The following is a 17,523-nucleotide window of genomic DNA, read 5'->3' as shown; positions in this document are numbered from 1 at the left end:
CTATGTATTTTCAGCCGTAACAGGATTGTTTTTCATATTTTGTGTGAGGTTTCTAACCCATTCAATCCTGAATGGAATAACTATTGAAAACCGTTTCATCTTAGTAAAACTAAATAACTGTGATAGGATTTTTGATTATAAATTATAATTATTAACTTTAATTAATGTAAAATTAATTATTTTATTTCTTTTTTATATAAAAAATTGAATTTTAATATTAATTAAAAATAATTTATTGTGGTTAAGGTAGTATTTATCCCCATAATGCTACACTAATATAAAGTTATTTTATCCTTTTATAATAAATCTTATTTTTTTAAAAAATCATTACATTTCAAATAGATATATAAGAAAGTTAAAAAAATATCTCTTTTTTTAGGAAAGTGGTTTTAATCCTACTTGTCGGTGTGGTAGCGCTATGATACCCCTTCATAATAGTTAATTTTTCCTTTCACTAAATAATCATACTGATCAGATAGGGTAGAGCATTGGCGGTTTTTGATTTCTATTTGGGAAACCATAAAAACTATCCTGTAATTGGCACAAAGCTTTACGTTTTTATGTCTGTTCATCATGGTTTTGCTGAATATACTAAGCATTCGGGCTATTATTTTGGCTTATTTATAGGAATTTTTTCTTCTCTTATTATCAAATATGAGAAAAAATGCCATCATAGTAGTATGGAAATTTTATATAAAACTAAAATTTTACTTAAAAAATTTATAATATCTTTGCAAAAGAACAGTAATAAAAACAACTTAAAGAAGAGCAAATCAATTTTTCAAAAAATTGACTGTATAAGTCGAGAAGATTGTACACCACTTATCTTTTGCTCTGTCATGCAAGGAATAGGGGCATGACTTTATCCCCTGCTGATCCCCCTCATATTCCTGTCCTTTTGGAAGAGGTTATCGAGACACTTTCTCCTGTAGAAGGCGGGCTCTATGTAGATGGCACTTTTGGGGCCGGTGGTTATACTCGTGCTTTACTTGCCCAACCGGAAACACGTGTCATTGCCTTTGATCGTGACCCCGATGCTATTCGGGAAGGTGCGGATCTAGTGAAGGCCAGTGGCGGCCGATTACAGCTTGTCAATGATTGCTTCTCCAATATGACGCGGTGTTTGCAGAATATTGGTATCGATAAGGTCGATGGCGTCGTCTTAGATATTGGCGTTTCTTCGATGCAGATTGATCGCCCAGAACGTGGTTTTTCCATCCAAGCGGATGGCCCGCTGGATATGAGAATGGCGCAAGAAGGCCAATCTGCGGCGGACTTCCTCAATACTGCCGATGAAAAAGCTATCGCAGATGTGCTTTATCTTTATGGAGAGGAAAGACAGTCGAGACGCGTGGCAAGAGCTATTGTCGCCGCACGTCCGCTAACAAAAACCAGTGAGCTTGCTCGTGTTATTCGACAAGCTTTAGGCTATCGCGCCCACGATAAAAAAGATCCGGCCGTGCATTGTTTTCAAGCTATCCGTATTCACCTCAATCGTGAGCTTGAAGAGTTAAAGCAAGGGCTGACAGCTGCCGAAACCTTATTAAAACCGGATGGATGCTTGGCAATCGTCACTTTCCACAGTCTGGAAGATCGTATTGTTAAACATTTTTTGAAAGACCATGCAGGACAGTCGGGTCAAGGGTCGCGCCATCAACCTTTTATTTCTAACAGTCCTATGGCCAGCTTTTCAAAACCTATACGCCCGATAAAAGCAGGGGATTCTGAATTGGCACGTAATCCCAGAGCCCGTTCAGCAACATTGCGGGCTGCGCGGCGGACAGCAGCGCCCGCTTGGGATGAATCCGGTATTTCACAGAATGAGATGGATAGCCACCGCCATTCACGGAGGAAATCAGCATGATCATTACAAGGCATTTTCGCGCTATTTGCTTAGTTGGCTTATGCTGCATCGCGGCCCTGATTTGCTATATGATAACACAGCGTGTCGCCTCCGAAAGACGTGAATTAATTCATGTAGAACGGGATATTCTAAAATTACGCCAAACGATTCGGCATTTGCAGACGGAAGGGGATACCTTAGCACGTTCAGGCCAGATTGATCGTTGGAATATGGAATCCTTTGCGTTAACTTCACCCACTATAAAACAATTTATCTCCAGCGATACGGAATTAGCAGTATTGGATAATGCCCCATCGGAGGCTGAAAATTCGGCCAGCAATGCCAATCAAGACTCCTCAAGTTTTCGTCAGGCAAGCTATGTTGTTTCGTCCAATAGCCACCCTTATCAGCCATCCAATATTCAGCCTTTGGAACCCAAAATGGTTTCAGCCCATAAGCTGCAGTATAAAGCTTCTTCAACAGCCGCTTCTTCAGTGATTGCTCAGCCATCAGAAGCTGTGGCCGCTCCTTCGGCGGCAGGTTTTGAAGTGGCTTCTTTATCCCTTCCTCACACGCTTAATACCCGAAATGATGAAACCATGATGCATCGGGTATCGGCTTCTCAATTTAGAGAGCTTAGCCACAGTAAAATTCAGGCAGCCCGATGAATGATCACCCGATTAACGTCTAAGAAAACATTATCCAGCACTGATATTCTTACGGCAAGCCATGTCCGGCTGATGATACTGCTTATTCTTTTTTGCGGTGGGATCGGCTTGGTTATTGCCAAAATTATATGGCTTATTTTTATCACAGGTTGGGGCGTAGAAGAACGTCGTCATCCAACACCCCCGCTTTTAGCGCGTGCCGATATTGTCGATCGAAATGGTCGCACCTTGGCGCGCACTATTGATGTTTGGTCGGTTGGAATTCATCCAAGAACCTTACATATCAATCATATCAGCGATCCAGATGTGTTAGCGGCCAATCTCGCGGTTTTGATGCCGGAACGCACGGTCGATGAATATCGCAAAATCGTTCATTCCAATCGTAATTTTGTTTATCTAAGGCGTCATGCCTCGCCTGAATTAGTGCGTTCCCTTAATATGCTGGGAGAGCCTGCCATTGATTTTCTGCATGAGCCGTCCCGTCTTTATCCAGAAGGAACACTGGCGGCGCATGTTATCGGTTGGATAGGCGAAGATGGCCATGGTCAGTCCGGCATGGAATTTAGCCTTGATAAAGAACTGACGGATCCCAAACGGCAATCTGCGCCTTTTATGCTGTCTATTGATGTTAGAGTGCAGGCCGCTGTCGAAAAAGCCTTATCAACAGCGATGCTTAAATATAGCGCGGTAGGGGCGACGGCGATTGTATTGGATGTAGATTCTGGTGAAGTTCTGGCCATGGTTTCTTTGCCGAATTTTAATCCCAATGATCGGAGTAGTTCTGATCCTACCGCTTTTGATAACAAAGCCACTTTATCCGTTTATGAATTAGGCTCTACCTTTAAGCCCATCACTATGGCAACGGCTATCCAAGATGGGGTCGTGACCTCTTTGGCTAAGCGTTATGATGCCACCGAGCCTCTGGCTGTTGGTCGATTTCATATTCATGATGAACATGCTCAAAAACGTTGGCTTGATGTTCCCGAAACACTGGTTCACTCATCAAATATTGTAACGGCGCGTATTGCAGACGAATTAGGGCCGGAACGCATGCAAGCTATGTTCCGTAATTTAAATTTCGATCATCGACCGGCTATCGAACTGACCGCCAGAGGTCGGCCAATTTGGCCGGCTTTTTGGGCTAGAAGTACCGTGATGACGACAGGATATGGTCATGGTATTGCCGTTACGCCATTGCATTTAACCAGCGCTTATGCCGCTCTGGTCAATGGAGGGATCTGGCGACCTGCAACTTTATTAAAACGGGATGCAGATTACAGACCAGATGGCAGGCAAGTTATTTCTAGTCAGAATAGTGCTACGATGCGGCGTTTATTACGTCTTATTGTTACAGATGGTACAGGGCGTAGGGCGGATGCGCCCGGTTTTCGGGTAGGTGGAAAAACAGGCACCGCGGATAAGGCAGAAAAAGGCCGTTATAATCATGGTGCCCGTGTTTCTACTTTTGCTGCTGTTTTCCCAATGGATACGCCGCGTTATGCGGTCGTTGCAATGCTTGATAATCCCCAAGGGACAGCTGATACTGGTGGTTACGCTACAGCGGGTATGGTGACAGCACCGATTGTTAATGACATCGTGCAGCATATCGGCCCTTTACTCGGCATTATTCCTGACCCAAAACGGGATCTTGATCTTACTGATTTGCGGGCTTTACTATGGAAACCACCGGCGAAAACACCATGAGCCGCTTAGAAAAAAAACTTGGGGATTTAGCCCCTGATTTCGGGCTTACAGAAGCCGAACAAAACAGCCTTGTCAGAGGGTGTGCCGTTGATAATCGTCAGATTCAACAAGGTTATATTTTTGGCGCGTTTCCCGGCGTCAAAGTCAACGGTGAGGATTTTATTCCTCAAGCCATCGCTGCTGGCGCGGTGGCGGTCGTTGCCCGTCCCGAGGCTCGGATAAAAGGGGCTATTCATCTTGTAAGTGATGAACCCAGAAAAACTTTTGCTGAAATAGCGGCACGTTTTTTTGCGCCTTTTCCGTCGGTAATCGCTGCTGTCACAGGGACGAATGGCAAAACGTCTGTCGCCGAACTATGTCGACAACTATGGCAAATGGCAGGCTATAATGCGGCCTCTATCGGCACATTTGGTATTATCTCCCCACAAGAACATCTTAATACGGGGATGACGACGCCGGACATTATAACATTTCTTTCTTCGGCTTCAAAATTGGCGAAAGAAAATGTTTCTCATCTTATTTTTGAAGCTTCAAGCCACGGTCTGGCACAGTATCGGAGCGATGGTCCTCGGGTTATGGCTGGTGGATTTACTAGTTTTTCGCGGGATCATCTCGATTATCACGGCACAATGGACGCTTATCTTGCTGCAAAACTTCGATTGTTTGATGAGAGAGTGGCTTCTGATGGAACGGCAGTGGTGTGGGCTGATGATCCTGTCTCGGCCTCAGTGATTGCCCATGTGCAAAAGAGGGGCCTAAAACTGATAGATGTCGGGGAAAAGGGGGGTGCGCTTCGACTTCTTGATAAAAAAGCCGATAGTCAAGGACAACATCTTTCTCTTTCAGCCCAAGGAAAATCGTACAAAGTAAGATTGCCTCTTATTGGTAGCTATCAAGTGGCTAATGCTTTGGTGGCGGCAGGTCTTGTTATAGCGACAGGCGGAGATGTTGAAAAAACATTATCCAATCTATCTCGATTGAAACCCGTCAGAGGACGGTTGGAACGCGCCGCCGATACTGTTAAGGGCGCAGCAATCTATGTTGATTATGCCCATACCCCAGAGGGGCTGCGGGCTGCGATTGATGCTTTAAGGCCCCACACAAAAGGTAAGCTTTTTGTCGTTTTCGGTGCAGGCGGTGATCGTGATCGGGGGAAAAGGCCGGAAATGGGTAGAATTGCTGTTACATTAGCTGACCATGTGATTGTAACGGATGATAACCCACGGGGCGAGGTCGCAGCCGATATTCGGCAAGAGATTTTGGCTGGAGCCGATGGGGCGCAAGAGATCGAAGGTCGGAAAGCCGCTATTTTTTCTGCCGTTCAACAGGCGAATAAAGGTGATATTATTCTGATAGCCGGTAAAGGACATGAGCAAGGACAGATTATAGGCCGCGGAGAAAATATGCGGATTTTACCTTTCGATGATGTGACGGTAGCCAAAGAGGCCGTAGCATGAAGGCATTATGGCAATCAGAAGAAATAGCCGACGCTGTAAACGGTATAGCCTCGGCTTCTTTCTCTGTCGAAGGCGTCGCTTTTGATTCCCGCGAAATAAAGAAAAATGATCTATTCCTCGCTTTAAAGGGTGAGCAAGCGGATGGTCATAACTATATTAAGGCCGCCTTTGAAAAAGGGGCCAGTGGCGTTTTAACGATGCAGCCAACCGCTTATCCCCATGTTTTGGTAGAGGATACGCATCGGGCCTTAGAGGCCTTAGGCCAAGCTGGACGACGACGGAATCATGGTAAAATTATCGGTATTACCGGTTCTGTAGGCAAAACCAGTGTAAAAGAGGCCTTGCGCTTAGCTTTAAAAGCTATTGCACCGGATAAAGTGCATAGCTCTTTAAAAAGTTATAATAATCATGTCGGCGTTCCGCTTAGTCTTGCCCGTATGCCCAAAGATAGTCGTTTTGGCATTTTTGAAATGGGTATGAATCATGCGGGTGAGTTATCACAGCTCACGCAGTGGGTACGTCCTGATATAGCGCTTGTTACTTCGATCGCGCCTGCTCATGCTGCTTTTTTCCGTGATGAAGCTGCTATTGCAGAGGCGAAGGGCGAAATTTTTGAAGGCCTGCAACCCAGTGGCATCGCCATTATTCCTTATGATTCACCCTATCGTGATCAGTTAATGGCCAAGGCTAAAAAACAGGGCGCCGAAATTCGTAGCTTTGGTTTTGGCGAAGGGGCTACGATACGGGCGCAGGATGTTATCCAAGAAGCTGATGGTCGAATTTTAGTAAGAGCCTCTCTTCCCAATCGGGAAATCATTTTTCCTCTTTCGATGAGCGGCCATCATTGGGTTTCCAATGCTATGGCAGTACTTGCTGTTGTGGATGCCTTGGAGGCCGATATAACCTTGGCCAGTTTAGCCCTTGGAGAAATAAAGGGACTGGCAGGAAGAGGTCAGCGTTTTTTTATACCCATTGGGGAAGGGCAGGCTACCATTATTGATGAAAGCTATAATGCTAACCCTGCCTCCATGGCCGCTACTATTGCTGTCTTGGGAAATGAAAAAAAATCGGGGCAACGTATTGCGCTCCTAGGGGATATGCGCGAATTGGGTGAAAATTCGCCACAATATCATACGGCCTTAGCGGACCCATTATCACGCGCTAATGTCAGTCATGCAATTTTAGTAGGCGAAGAAATGAAAGCTTTGGCAAAGGCTTTAACGGGCAAAATTGCTTGCGACTGGGTTCCCGATGCTAATGAAGCCGAAGCAAAAATTTTAAACTTATTAAAAGCAGATGATGTGGTGCTGATTAAAGGGTCTAATTCTTTGGGACTTTCTAATGTTGTCTCGTCTCTTGCGAAAAGGGGCCATGCGTGTTCTATCTGATCGCTTCTGAGGCAGGTTTTTCCGGTTTATTTAATCTCGTCCGTTATATTACATTTCGGGCTGGGGCTGCCGCTATCACCGCTTTACTTATTGGACTGATTTTCGGGCCGCGCTTCATCGGCTGGATGCGAGTTCATCAGCATAAAGGGCAGCCTATCCGCAGTGACGGGCCCAAAACCCATTTTGCTAAGGCCGGAACCCCGACTATGGGCGGGCTGATGATCCTGATTGCGGTCTCGGTTTCTTTGTTTTTATGGATGGATTTTCATGACCGCTATGTCTGGGCTTGTCTTATCGTCACGCTTGGTTTCGGGTTAATCGGCTTTCTCGATGATTATGACAAGGTCACCCATAATTCGACACGCGGGGTTTCGGGCAAAGTCAGATTGTTATGGGAATTTGTGATTGCCTTTTTTGCCTGTTATCTGATTTTAAAAGGCAATAGCACTGAATTATATCTCCCTTTTTATAACGGGCCCGTCATTGATCTGGGGTGGTTTTACTATCTTTTTGCGGCCTTTGTTATTGTCGGCACAGGTAATTCAGTCAATCTTACCGATGGTCTTGACGGCCTTGCAACCATGCCTGTTATCATTGCCAGTCTGGCTTTTTTTGTTATCAGCTATGTGGTCGGCAATGCGGTCTTTGCCCATTATTTGGGAATTCCTCATGTGCTGGGGGCAGGTGAACTCACTATTCTTACAGGGGCTATCATCGGTGCCGGTTTTGCCTTTTTATGGTTTAATGCGCCCCCTGCTGCTATTTTTATGGGTGATACCGGTAGTTTGGCTCTTGGCGGGTGCCTTGGGACAATTGCTGTCTCGACGCATCATGAAGTCGTACTCGGTATTGTTGGAGGATTATTTGTAGCTGAGGCCTTATCAGTTATCATTCAGGTTGGCTTTTATAAGCGTTTTAAGCGGCGTGTGTTCCGTATGGCACCACTCCACCATCATTTTGAACAACTCGGCTGGTCAGAACCGACTGTAGTTATCCGTTTTTGGATCATCAGTTTTGCTCTTGCCCTGCTTGGTCTAGCAACGTTGAAACTCAGATGATCATTAGTCCAGTCTTCTCCGGTAAATTCTATGCTGTTTTAGGGCTGGCACGCTCAGGACTAGCCACGATTGATGCCTTGTTGGCGTCCAAGGCAAAGGTTATGGCATGGGATAACCGCTCCGAAGCCCGTATGGCGCTTCAAACCAGATATGCGCTCGCTATTGCGCGGGGCGATCTCTTGATCAGTGATCCGATGGTGTCTGATGTTTTCGGTTTGACGGCCTTCGTGGTTTCCCCAGGTATTCCGCTTAATCGGCATCCTATAACTATATTTGCAAAAGAAGCCGGTATTCCTATCATTGGCGATATTGAATTATTTGCTCAAGCTAGAAATTTTTGGCAAAAAAGCGGTAAACATTGCCCTGTTATCGGTATCACCGGCACTAATGGTAAATCCACAACAACAGCGCTTATCCATCACATCTTGAAAGAAGCGGGTCGGGCTACGGTTATGGGGGGCAATATCGGCCTTCCCTTATTGGCGGCTACCCCTCTTCCTGATGGGGGTATCTATGTGTTGGAATTATCGAGCTATCAGATCGACCTGACCTTCAGTCTTGATTGCGATATTGCTGTTTTAACCAATATTACGCCGGACCATCTTGATCGACATGGCGGCTTTGATGGCTATATGAAAGCCAAAGCGAGACTGTTTGGAATGCAGTCTTCAACCCATTATGCTGTTATCGCAACCGATGATATTCCATCCCGCGTTATTTCAAAAAAATGTCCGGCGCGTGTCGTCACAGTGCATGCCGATAATATTACCGCTGAAGAACAAATAGATTGGCCTGCGCTGCAGGGACCCCATAACGCCCAAAATGCCGTTATTGCGATTGCTGTTATGCGTTTGATCGGTATTGATGAAACTATTATCAGTAAAGCACTGGCTAATTATCCGGGTTTGCCCCATCGGATGCAACGCGTTGCTGAACGCAATGGCGTATTATTTATCAATGATTCCAAAGCAACCAATGCAACGGCTACGGCACCAGCCCTTGCGGCCTTTCCGGCTATTCATTGGATTTTGGGGGGAGTACCCAAAACCGAAGATTTAGATCCTTGTAAGCCTTATTATAATCACGTCAAACAGGCTTATACCATAGGACAGGCTGGCCCTGTCTATGCGGCTTTATTGCGTGAATCGGGTGTTGCCGTCGTGGAATGTGAAACTCTCGAGAAAGCCGTAACAATGGCGGCTCAGGCCGCCCGCAATGATGAAGTGGTTATGTTGACGCCGGCTTGTGCATCTTTTGATCAATTCAGCGATTATGAAGCACGAGGGCAGGCCTTTCAGCAATTTGTAGAGGCACTTGATTAATGAATTCAGTGCCCCCCAAACTATCTAAATCCAAGCCTATCGCTAGGCCAAAAATAGCCAAAAGATCATTGCAAAAGCAATCCAAGCGTTCCAGCCGCCTTGGTCGATCTGATCGTTCAGCCTTGGGTCGATGGTTTTGGGAAATTGATCACTTTCAACTGTTTTTGATTTCTCTTTTGGTTTCTATTGGACTGGTTGCCGTTGCGGCGGCATCCCCTGCGATTTCAGCACAAGAAGGTAAACCCCCTTTTTATTATTTTACCCGCCAGCTTTTCTGGTGCAGTTTGGGGATGCCCGTTATGATCCTGATTTCGATGGCCCCTAAAGATATTGCAAGGCGTGCCTCGGTGATCGGTGCGATCTTCTTTTTATGCCTTTTGGCGCTGGTGCCTTTTTTAGGAGTCGAGGTTAATGGAGCCAAACGATGGCTTGGCGTAGGGCTCTTGCGCATACAGCCTTCCGAATTTTTGAAACCGCTATTTGTGGTAACCATGGCCTGGCTGCTTTCTTTTCGTTTTAAAGATCGTTCCTTACCGGTCATTCCAATTTCAATGTTTTTTGTAGCACTCGTCGGCCTGTTGCTGATGAAACAGCCAGACTTTGGTCAAACCGTAATTTTTAGTTCTGTGTGGTTAGTCTTACTGCTTTTATCCGGTGTTTCACTCTATTTGATGATAGGCTTGGGGCTTGGTGCTATGGCGGGTGTATTTCTCGCTTATCAGTTTTATTCTGTGGCACATGAACGCATTGATGCTTTTTTAAATGGAACCGGTGACCATTATCATGTCGATCGGGCGATGGCGACCTTGACTAATGGTGGTTTCGTGGGTGTAGGGCCAGGGAGTGGCATTGAAAAATTTAGATTACCAGAGGCGCATAATGACTATATATTCTCCGTTATTGGCGAAGAATTTGGTCTTTTAGCCTGTATTCTTATTGCCTTTATTTATGGTGCCGTCATTATCAGGGTTTTTAGTCGGTTACTTAATGAAGATGATAGCTTTTTATTGTTAGCCTCTGCGGGGCTTGCTACACAATTCGGTTTACAGGCTTTAATTAATATGGCGGTGAATGTACAAATACTTCCTTCTAAAGGGATGACATTGCCCTTTATCAGCTATGGTGGGTCTTCTCTGGTGGCAATGTCCATTGGTTTTGGCTTATTGCTGGCCTTCACCCGCCGTAATCCTTATCTCGCCCGATCCACTTATCTTCTGAAATGGCAGCGTAAATGAATGGCAGCCGACAATATATTCTAGCCGCCGGTGGTACGGGCGGTCACATGATCCCCGCCCATGCCTTAGCTGCCGAGTTAATGCGTCGTGGGCACCATGTCGCATTGATTACGGATGAGCGGGGGTTGCGTTTTCCGGGTCTTTTCGAAGGGGTTCAATTACATCAACTTCCCGCCGGACGGTTAATGGGTGGGCCCAAAGGGATGATTCAGGCCTTACGGAATATCTGGACAGGGCGGGAACGCGCTTTAGCCCTTTATGAAAATTTTAATCCTTCTGCCGTCGTTGGTTTTGGAGGTTATCCAGCGCTACCTGCTATTCTTGCCGCCTTTAAAGCAAAAATACCGACGATTATCCACGAACAAAATGCTGTCATGGGACGCACCAATCGTTTTTTAGCGCGAAAAGTTAATGCGATCGCGACAGCTTATCAACAAGTTGACCGGCTGAAGCGGCGTTATCGTCGAAAAACCGAAGTGGTTGGTAATCCGGTGCGCGATGAAGTCTTATTTCTCAGGGACTTGCCTTATCCCCCCCTAAGCGATGATGGTATTTTCCGAATACTGGTTGTCGGCGGTAGTCAAGGTGCAGGTATTCTTTCTGAAGTTGTGCCAGAAGGGCTCGGTTTGCTCCCTTTACATTTACGCCGCCGACTTCAGGTAACACAACAATGTCGCCCTGAAGACCTTGAAAAGACCCGTGCACAATACGCTAAATTAGGCATTCCGGCGGATCTTTCTACCTATATGACAGATCTTCCCCAGCGACTGGGCTGGTCACATTTGGTAATTTCACGCGCTGGAGCTTCAACGGTGGCCGAACTAAGCGTTGCGGGACGACCTGCTATTCTTATTCCTTATCCGGCAGCGATGGATAATCATCAATATGCCAATGCGCGAGAATTAGTCGCATCAGGTGGAGCTAGACTTATAGATCAACGGTATTTTAATCCTTTCGAGCTGGCTAAACAGATTCAGAAAATGGCACTGGAACCGACTGGGTTAAAGAATGCCGCTATGCGGGCAAGACAGGTCGGCTATCCTGATGCCGCGGAAAAATTGGCAGATCTTGTCGAACGTGTAGGCGGAGATGATCCCGCGGCCATTTTATCAAAGAACGGTGCATCAGCCGATATGACCTCTAACGAAAACAAGCAAGGAGCAGTGGCATGAAAGGTGTCGGCATAGATATCGGCCGAATTCATTTTGTCGGAATCGGTGGTATCGGGATGTCCGGCATTGCTGAGGTAATGCACAATCTTGGATATCAGGTGCAAGGCTCTGACATTTCAGAAGGCTATAGCGTTGAAGCCCTACGAAATCTGGGCATTAAGGTTCTGATTGGCCATCATGCCGACAACGTAAAAGGGGTCGCGGTTGTCGTCGTTTCCAGCGCTATTCATCGGGGTAATCCAGAAGTAGAAGCCGCCTTGGAACAGCGTATTCCTGTCGTTCGCCGTGCTGAAATGCTAGCCGAACTTATGCGTTTGAAATCAACGGTAGCTATTGCAGGAACGCATGGGAAAACCACCACGACTTCTATGGTCGCTGCTTTATTAGATGCGGGCGGCATTGATCCGACAGTTATCAATGGCGGTATTATCAACAGCTATGGATCAAATGCACGGTTAGGTGATTCTGATTGGATGGTTGTTGAAGCGGACGAAAGCGACGGCAGCTTCTTACGTTTGGATGGAACGTTGGCAATCGTTACCAATATCGATCCAGAACATCTTGATCATTATGGCTCTTTTGAAAAAGTGCAGGATGCCTTCGTTGAATTTATTTCGAATGTCCCTTTCTATGGCGCGGCCTTCCTCTGCATTGATCACCCCATTGTACAATCGATCATGCCCCGTATTCGAGATCGGCGGATTATAACATACGGTTTTTCAGCGCAATCAGACATTCGGGCAACTGATATTACGCCTGTTATGGGAGGCAATCGCTTCACAGCGATTATTCGTAGTCGCGAAGGCGAAAATCGTCGCATTGAAAATATTTTCTTACCTATGCCGGGTCGGCATAATATCCAAAATGCGTTGTCAGCTATTGGTGTTGCTTTAGAGTTTGCTATTCCTGATACGGCAATTTTGGATGGCTTTTCGCGTTTTGGCGGCGTAAAGCGTCGTTTTTCCCGCGTTGGTGAAATATCTGTGGATGGGGGATCTGTCTTAGTCATTGACGACTATGGCCATCATCCTGTTGAAATTAAGGCTGTTTTATCTGCTGCCCGCGAAGGGGCGCAACAACGCGTTATTGCCGTTGTTCAGCCACATCGGTTTACACGCCTACATGACTTGATGATAGAATTCCAAAGCGCTTTTAATGATGCCGATATGGTTTTTGTTACCCCTGTTTATGCCGCAGGTGAAGATCCGATAGTCGGCGTAGATGCCCAAACATTGGTTTCTGGCTTGAAACAGCATGGTCACCGATTTGTGCAGGCAGTCGATTCACCCCGTTCTTTAGCTATTGCCTTGGCTGACATTCTTAGAGCGGATGATATTATTATCTGCCTTGGGGCAGGCGACATTACGAAATGGGCCGCCGGTCTTGCTTCTGATGTTACAGCTATCAGGGAGGCACATTACGCATGAATACATCGTCTAAAATAAACACTTTGCCTGCCATTCGGGGTGAAATTGAAGCCAATGCCTCTTTAGCACCGCTCACATGGTTTCGGGTCGGTGGCAAGGCAGAATGGTTGGTTCGCCCTGCTGATACCGAAGATTTATCAGAGTTTTTAAAGGCGCTTGATCCCGCTATTCCCGTCATGGTGTTGGGTATTGGCTCGAATGTCATTATTCGAGATGGCGGGGTAAAAGGGGTTATTATCCGTCTATCACGCCGCTTTTCATGGACAAAACTGGAAGCTGGTAATCGTATTCGCTGTGGCGGGGCAACCTTAGGGTTGGTCGTATCAAAAGCGGCCTGTGATGCCGCTTTAACGGGTCTTGAATTTTTGCGTGGTATCCCCGGTTCTCTTGGGGGCATGATACGCATGAATGCGGGCGCTTATGAAGGCGATATTTCAAAAATATTAATAGAAGCTACCTTAGTTCGACGTTCTGGTGAGATCGAAATTTGGCCCGCTGAAAAATTAGAATTTGCCTATCGCTATTCAGCGCTTCCCGAAGATGCCATTATCACCGAAGCCCTTTTTCAAGGGCAAACGGGCGATAAGGCTGCTATTGAAGCAAAAATGGCGCGGATTGTTGCCGAACGGGAAATGAGTCAACCTTTGCGTAGCCGCACAGGGGGCTCTACATTCAAAAATCCCGAAGGTCACAAGGCATGGCAACTTATTGATGAAGCCGGCTGTCGGGGGCTGCGTATAGGTGATGCCCAAGTGTCCGAGAAACATGCCAATTTTCTTCTTAATCTGGGTGAGGCCAGTGCCGCTGATGTTGAAAATTTAGGCGAAGAGGTTCGGGCTCGTGTAAAGGCTAAATCCGGTATTACGCTCGAATGGGAGATAAAACGGATTGGTTTCAAGGCTGAGCAGGAGTCTGCATCATGATTATGAAAAAACATGTTGCTGTTTTGATGGGGGGATGGTCTTCTGAAAGAGAAATATCTCTTCTTTCTGGTCAGAATGTAGCGCAAGCTCTTAAAGAAGCGGGTTATCATGTTACCTCGCTTGATATGGATCGCGATGTTGCTTTCCGATTAAAAGAAATTAATCCTGATGTTGTATTTAATGCCTTGCATGGCACACCGGGTGAAGATGGCAGCATTCAAGGCATGATGGATTTGATGGGGATCTGTTATACCCATTCCGGTATGGCGACCTCGGCTATTGCTATTGATAAAGTCCTTACTAAAAAAATATTAACCCCTGAAAATATCCCAATGCCTGAGGGGGTAATCGTCTCAAGCGATAGCCTTTATCAAAGAGACCCGTTGCCCCGTCCTTATGTATTAAAACCGGTCAATGAAGGCTCATCTGTTGGTGTCGCTATTATTGATAAAAATTTTAATGACGGTCAGCCTATTCGGGAAGATCAAATCGGGCCATGGCAAAAATTTGAACATCTTTTAGCCGAATCTTTTATCAAGGGAAAAGAATTAACGGTCGCTGTCATGGGCGATAAAGCTTTAGGGGTTACTGAATTACGACCTAGTCATGGTTTTTATGACTATGAAGCGAAATATACGGATGGCCTGACAACCCATATATGCCCTGCTGATATTCCGCTTGATATAGCAGAAAAAGCGATGACACTTGCTTGTAAAGCCCATCAAATTTTGGGTTGCAAGGGGCCTTCTCGTTCTGATTTTCGTTGGGACGATGAGGCCGGCTTAGAAGGCTTGTTTTTATTGGAAGTTAATACACAACCCGGTATGACACCTTTAAGTCTGGTGCCTGAGCAGGCAAAACAGCTTGGAATTAGCTATCAGACACTTTGCTGCATGATTATTGAAGAAGCGCTTATACTTTCTTCCGATAATTGCTTCAATGAAGCGGAAATGGCAGGCCAAAGTGGCTAAGGCGGCGCGTAAATCAAAAGCACCCCCCGCCAGACGGCCTGCGCGCCATCAATCCCGTCAGTCTGGTTCGGCTAATCGCCGTCCTAAGCGCCCTACCAAAGAGATATCCCTATCTGCATTACCTTCTTGGTTAGGTTTCCTTTATCATCCGGCTTTGAAACAGGCATTACGCTATCTTTTAGTTATTCTTATAATTTCGGCTTTATGTGTTGGATTATGGATAGCACATTGGCCGCAGATGCTGGCAACAAAAAGCGGAGAATATTTGGGGCGCAAAGGATTCTCGGTTCAACATGTTGAAATTGTTGGTCTCCATCATATGGATCGACAAGCTATCTATGAAATAGCCTCTACTCAGCAGAGTCTGGCTATGCCGTTAGTTGACCTGAATATTATTCGTGATCGTCTGTTACGCTTTGGCTGGATTGAAGATGCAAGGGTATCCCGCCGTTGGCCTGATACGTTGGTTGTTGATATTATCGAGCGTAAACCAGCCGCTGTTTGGCAATATCATGGGGCCTTAAAACTGGTCGATAACAGCGGCATCCTTATTGCTGATGTTGATCCTCACGCAGTGCCTGAACTGCCTTTGGTTATCGGGGCAGGGGCTAATCTTCATCTGGAAGATTTAACACGACTTTTAGAAAATTCTCCCGATTTGAAATCAAGGGTAGATGCGGCCAGTTGGATAGGCAATCGACGTTGGGATCTGCATTTCGCCTCTGGTGAAACCCTTGCACTTCCAGAAGGCAGTGAGGCTGAGGTTGCTTTGACGCGTTTTTCGCATGCTAATCGTGAACATCACCTACTAGAACGAGGTTATGTCCGGTTCGACATGCGGATTCCTACGGCACCGATTACAGCCAGAATTGCGCATGATATGCCGACTAAACCCGTTAAATCTGCTAAACCTGCTCCGCCACCAGTCGGCGATAGAATATGAAGGATCGACATCGCACCATGACCCCTGTCAAAGACGGTAATCTCATTACTGCGCTTGATATCGGCTCTTCCAAGATTTCAGCGCTGATTGTCGAAAAACATGCCGATAATGTTTTACAGGTGTTGGGAAGTGGTCAGCGAGAAAGTCTGGGGGTGCGTCGGGGCTACCTGTTCGACATGGAAAAAACCGAAAAAGCTGTCCGTGAAGCGGTCGAACAAGCTGAACGTATCGCTGGTATTAATATAGAATCTGTCTGGGTATCTTTTTCAGCGGGGGGGCTTCTTTCAGATTTAACCTCTATTGAAGTGGCACTTAATGGTCAGCGTATTGAAGAAATTCATATGGAGACGTTACTGGCAACAGGGCGGGATTCAATTGAGCCAAACGGGCATATGGTGCTTCACGCCCAACCGGCACTTTATACTTTAGATGGGTTAAAAGGCGTCAAAAGCCCGATCGGTCTTTATGCTGATCGTTTGGGGGTAGATATTCACGTTATTGCTGCCGAACCTTCACCGGTTAGAAATCTTGAACTAGCCGTGCGTTCATCCCATCTTGAAGTTCAAGCGATTGTTGCTGCGCCAATTGCCGCAGGTATGTCTTGTCTGTTTGAAGAAGAACGCGAGTTGGGTGTGGCTTTGGTTGAATTGGGGGCTGGGGTTACGAATGTTTCCCTTTTTGCAGGGGGATTACTGGTCGGGCTGGCGTCTCTTCCCATGGGGGCTTCTGATATTACAGATGATATTGCTGCGGCCTTTGGCACCAGACGTTCCGATGCAGAACGATTGAAGTGTTTTTATGGTTCTGCACAAAGTTCACCGCGCGATAATCATGAGATGATAGATGTTGCTCCTATTGCCAATGTCGAAGATGTAATTGATCCACAACGGATTAGTCGGGCGCAATTAATCGGGGTAATCCGAAAACGGTTGGATCACTGGATGGGGCATATTGCAGAAGCGCTTAAATCCTTAGGCTATAATGGCCCTGTTGGTCGTCAGGTCGTTTTAACAGGAGGTGGGGCAGAGCTGAAGGGAATTGCGGATTATGCTCAGGGTGTTTTAGGCCGATCAGTTAGAATCGGTCGGCCTCACGGGCTTATTGGTTTACCAGATGCCCATAGTGGTCCCGCTTTTGCAACACTCACCGGTCTAATTTTACATGCGGCTTCGGAACCTTTTGACTTAAGGCCACTTTCTTATAGTAATATGTCAGGTGGGAAATCTTCTTTTGTCGGTTCTTTTAAACGTCTTTTTCAGATGTTTCGGCGCGAATATTGAAAATATATTAAAAATTAAAGTTTTGGCTCATATTTTCTCGTGCTTTTAATGGTATCTTCAGGCAAGATAAGATTTAGTCATCAGGGTATATGATGAAATAGGTTATTTGATTAGAGCCGGTAATCTTCTTTA

The 17,523-nt window shown here is 46.1% G+C and carries 15 protein-coding genes; all 15 read left to right on the top strand.

The window, feature by feature from the left end:
• Positions 1-488: 488 nt before the first annotated feature.
• The 15 genes from ZYMOP_RS02265 to ftsA are packed head-to-tail and all read left to right on the top strand — an operon-like array spanning position 489 to position 17,391.
• A complete protein-coding gene (locus ZYMOP_RS02265; protein ID WP_041581638.1) occupies positions 489-860 on the top strand; it encodes a hypothetical protein in 372 nt (123 codons plus the stop codon).
• Positions 857-1,864, top strand: coding sequence for a 16S rRNA (cytosine(1402)-N(4))-methyltransferase RsmH (gene rsmH / locus ZYMOP_RS02260; RefSeq protein WP_013933742.1), 1,008 nt, complete (start codon positions 857-859; stop codon positions 1,862-1,864). The genes ZYMOP_RS02265 and rsmH overlap by 4 nt, the downstream gene beginning before the upstream one ends.
• Positions 1,861-2,511: a hypothetical protein gene (locus ZYMOP_RS02255; protein ID WP_013933741.1), complete on the top strand. Its 651-nt coding sequence runs from the start codon at positions 1,861-1,863 to the stop codon at positions 2,509-2,511. The genes rsmH and ZYMOP_RS02255 overlap by 4 nt, the downstream gene beginning before the upstream one ends.
• A complete protein-coding gene (locus tag ZYMOP_RS02250) occupies positions 2,512-4,215 on the top strand; it encodes a peptidoglycan D,D-transpeptidase FtsI family protein (RefSeq protein WP_013933740.1) in 1,704 nt (567 codons plus the stop codon).
• Positions 4,212-5,672 (top strand): UDP-N-acetylmuramoyl-L-alanyl-D-glutamate--2,6-diaminopimelate ligase, encoded by a 1,461-nt coding sequence (locus tag ZYMOP_RS02245; RefSeq protein ID WP_013933739.1) that lies wholly within the window; start codon positions 4,212-4,214, stop codon positions 5,670-5,672. The genes ZYMOP_RS02250 and ZYMOP_RS02245 overlap by 4 nt, the downstream gene beginning before the upstream one ends.
• On the top strand, positions 5,669-7,060 hold the full coding sequence (locus tag ZYMOP_RS02240) for a UDP-N-acetylmuramoyl-tripeptide--D-alanyl-D-alanine ligase (RefSeq protein ID WP_013933738.1): 1,392 nt from the start codon (positions 5,669-5,671) through the stop codon (positions 7,058-7,060). The genes ZYMOP_RS02245 and ZYMOP_RS02240 overlap by 4 nt, the downstream gene beginning before the upstream one ends.
• Entirely contained in the window at positions 7,048-8,118 is a 1,071-nt protein-coding gene (gene mraY / locus ZYMOP_RS02235) for a phospho-N-acetylmuramoyl-pentapeptide-transferase (protein WP_013933737.1), read from the top strand. The genes ZYMOP_RS02240 and mraY overlap by 13 nt, the downstream gene beginning before the upstream one ends.
• Positions 8,115-9,440 (top strand): UDP-N-acetylmuramoyl-L-alanine--D-glutamate ligase, encoded by a 1,326-nt coding sequence (gene murD, locus ZYMOP_RS02230; RefSeq protein WP_013933736.1) that lies wholly within the window; start codon positions 8,115-8,117, stop codon positions 9,438-9,440. Before mraY ends, murD begins: the two co-directional genes overlap by 4 nt.
• Positions 9,440-10,675 (top strand): putative lipid II flippase FtsW, encoded by a 1,236-nt coding sequence (ftsW, locus tag ZYMOP_RS02225; protein ID WP_013933735.1) that lies wholly within the window; start codon positions 9,440-9,442, stop codon positions 10,673-10,675. Before murD ends, ftsW begins: the two co-directional genes overlap by 1 nt.
• Positions 10,672-11,847, top strand: coding sequence for an undecaprenyldiphospho-muramoylpentapeptide beta-N-acetylglucosaminyltransferase (gene murG / locus ZYMOP_RS02220; RefSeq protein ID WP_013933734.1), 1,176 nt, complete (start codon positions 10,672-10,674; stop codon positions 11,845-11,847). Before ftsW ends, murG begins: the two co-directional genes overlap by 4 nt.
• Positions 11,844-13,274: a UDP-N-acetylmuramate--L-alanine ligase gene (gene murC, locus ZYMOP_RS02215; RefSeq protein ID WP_013933733.1), complete on the top strand. Its 1,431-nt coding sequence runs from the start codon at positions 11,844-11,846 to the stop codon at positions 13,272-13,274. Before murG ends, murC begins: the two co-directional genes overlap by 4 nt.
• On the top strand, positions 13,271-14,197 hold the full coding sequence (murB, locus tag ZYMOP_RS02210) for a UDP-N-acetylmuramate dehydrogenase (RefSeq protein ID WP_013933732.1): 927 nt from the start codon (positions 13,271-13,273) through the stop codon (positions 14,195-14,197). The genes murC and murB overlap by 4 nt, the downstream gene beginning before the upstream one ends.
• Entirely contained in the window at positions 14,194-15,168 is a 975-nt protein-coding gene (locus tag ZYMOP_RS02205; RefSeq protein ID WP_013933731.1) for a D-alanine--D-alanine ligase, read from the top strand. The genes murB and ZYMOP_RS02205 overlap by 4 nt, the downstream gene beginning before the upstream one ends.
• Positions 15,137-16,111 (top strand): cell division protein FtsQ/DivIB, encoded by a 975-nt coding sequence (locus tag ZYMOP_RS02200; RefSeq protein ID WP_252507434.1) that lies wholly within the window; start codon positions 15,137-15,139, stop codon positions 16,109-16,111. The genes ZYMOP_RS02205 and ZYMOP_RS02200 overlap by 32 nt, the downstream gene beginning before the upstream one ends.
• The gene (gene ftsA / locus ZYMOP_RS02195; protein WP_013933729.1) at positions 16,108-17,391 is read left to right on the top strand and encodes a cell division protein FtsA; all 1,284 of its coding nucleotides are present in this window, start codon (positions 16,108-16,110) and stop codon (positions 17,389-17,391) included. The genes ZYMOP_RS02200 and ftsA overlap by 4 nt, the downstream gene beginning before the upstream one ends.
• Positions 17,392-17,523 lie beyond the last annotated feature (132 nt).

The sequence above is a fragment of the Zymomonas mobilis subsp. pomaceae ATCC 29192 genome (assembly GCF_000218875.1).
GTDB lineage: Bacteria > Pseudomonadota > Alphaproteobacteria > Sphingomonadales > Sphingomonadaceae > Zymomonas > Zymomonas pomaceae.
The sequence above is the reverse complement of the archived record's forward strand: the minus strand, read 5'-3'. Positions and strand labels throughout refer to the sequence as shown.

Bases quoted from the DNA above. Each gene is read 5' to 3' on its own strand.
- rsmH (WP_013933742.1), top strand. From the start codon at position 857: ATGACTTTATCCCCTGCTGATCCCCCTCATATTCCTGTCCTTTTGGAA.
- ZYMOP_RS02255 (WP_013933741.1), top strand. From the start codon at position 1,861: ATGATCATTACAAGGCATTTTCGCGCTATTTGCTTAGTTGGCTTATGC.
- ZYMOP_RS02250 (WP_013933740.1), top strand. From the start codon at position 2,512: ATGATCACCCGATTAACGTCTAAGAAAACATTATCCAGCACTGATATT.
- ZYMOP_RS02245 (WP_013933739.1), top strand. From the start codon at position 4,212: ATGAGCCGCTTAGAAAAAAAACTTGGGGATTTAGCCCCTGATTTCGGG.
- ZYMOP_RS02240 (WP_013933738.1), top strand. From the start codon at position 5,669: ATGAAGGCATTATGGCAATCAGAAGAAATAGCCGACGCTGTAAACGGT.
- murD (WP_013933736.1), top strand. From the start codon at position 8,115: ATGATCATTAGTCCAGTCTTCTCCGGTAAATTCTATGCTGTTTTAGGG.
- ftsW (WP_013933735.1), top strand. From the start codon at position 9,440: ATGAATTCAGTGCCCCCCAAACTATCTAAATCCAAGCCTATCGCTAGG.
- murG (WP_013933734.1), top strand. From the start codon at position 10,672: ATGAATGGCAGCCGACAATATATTCTAGCCGCCGGTGGTACGGGCGGT.
- murC (WP_013933733.1), top strand. From the start codon at position 11,844: ATGAAAGGTGTCGGCATAGATATCGGCCGAATTCATTTTGTCGGAATC.
- murB (WP_013933732.1), top strand. From the start codon at position 13,271: ATGAATACATCGTCTAAAATAAACACTTTGCCTGCCATTCGGGGTGAA.
- ZYMOP_RS02205 (WP_013933731.1), top strand. From the start codon at position 14,194: ATGATTATGAAAAAACATGTTGCTGTTTTGATGGGGGGATGGTCTTCT.
- ZYMOP_RS02200 (WP_252507434.1), top strand. From the start codon at position 15,137: ATGAAGCGGAAATGGCAGGCCAAAGTGGCTAAGGCGGCGCGTAAATCA.
- ftsA (WP_013933729.1), top strand. From the start codon at position 16,108: ATGAAGGATCGACATCGCACCATGACCCCTGTCAAAGACGGTAATCTC.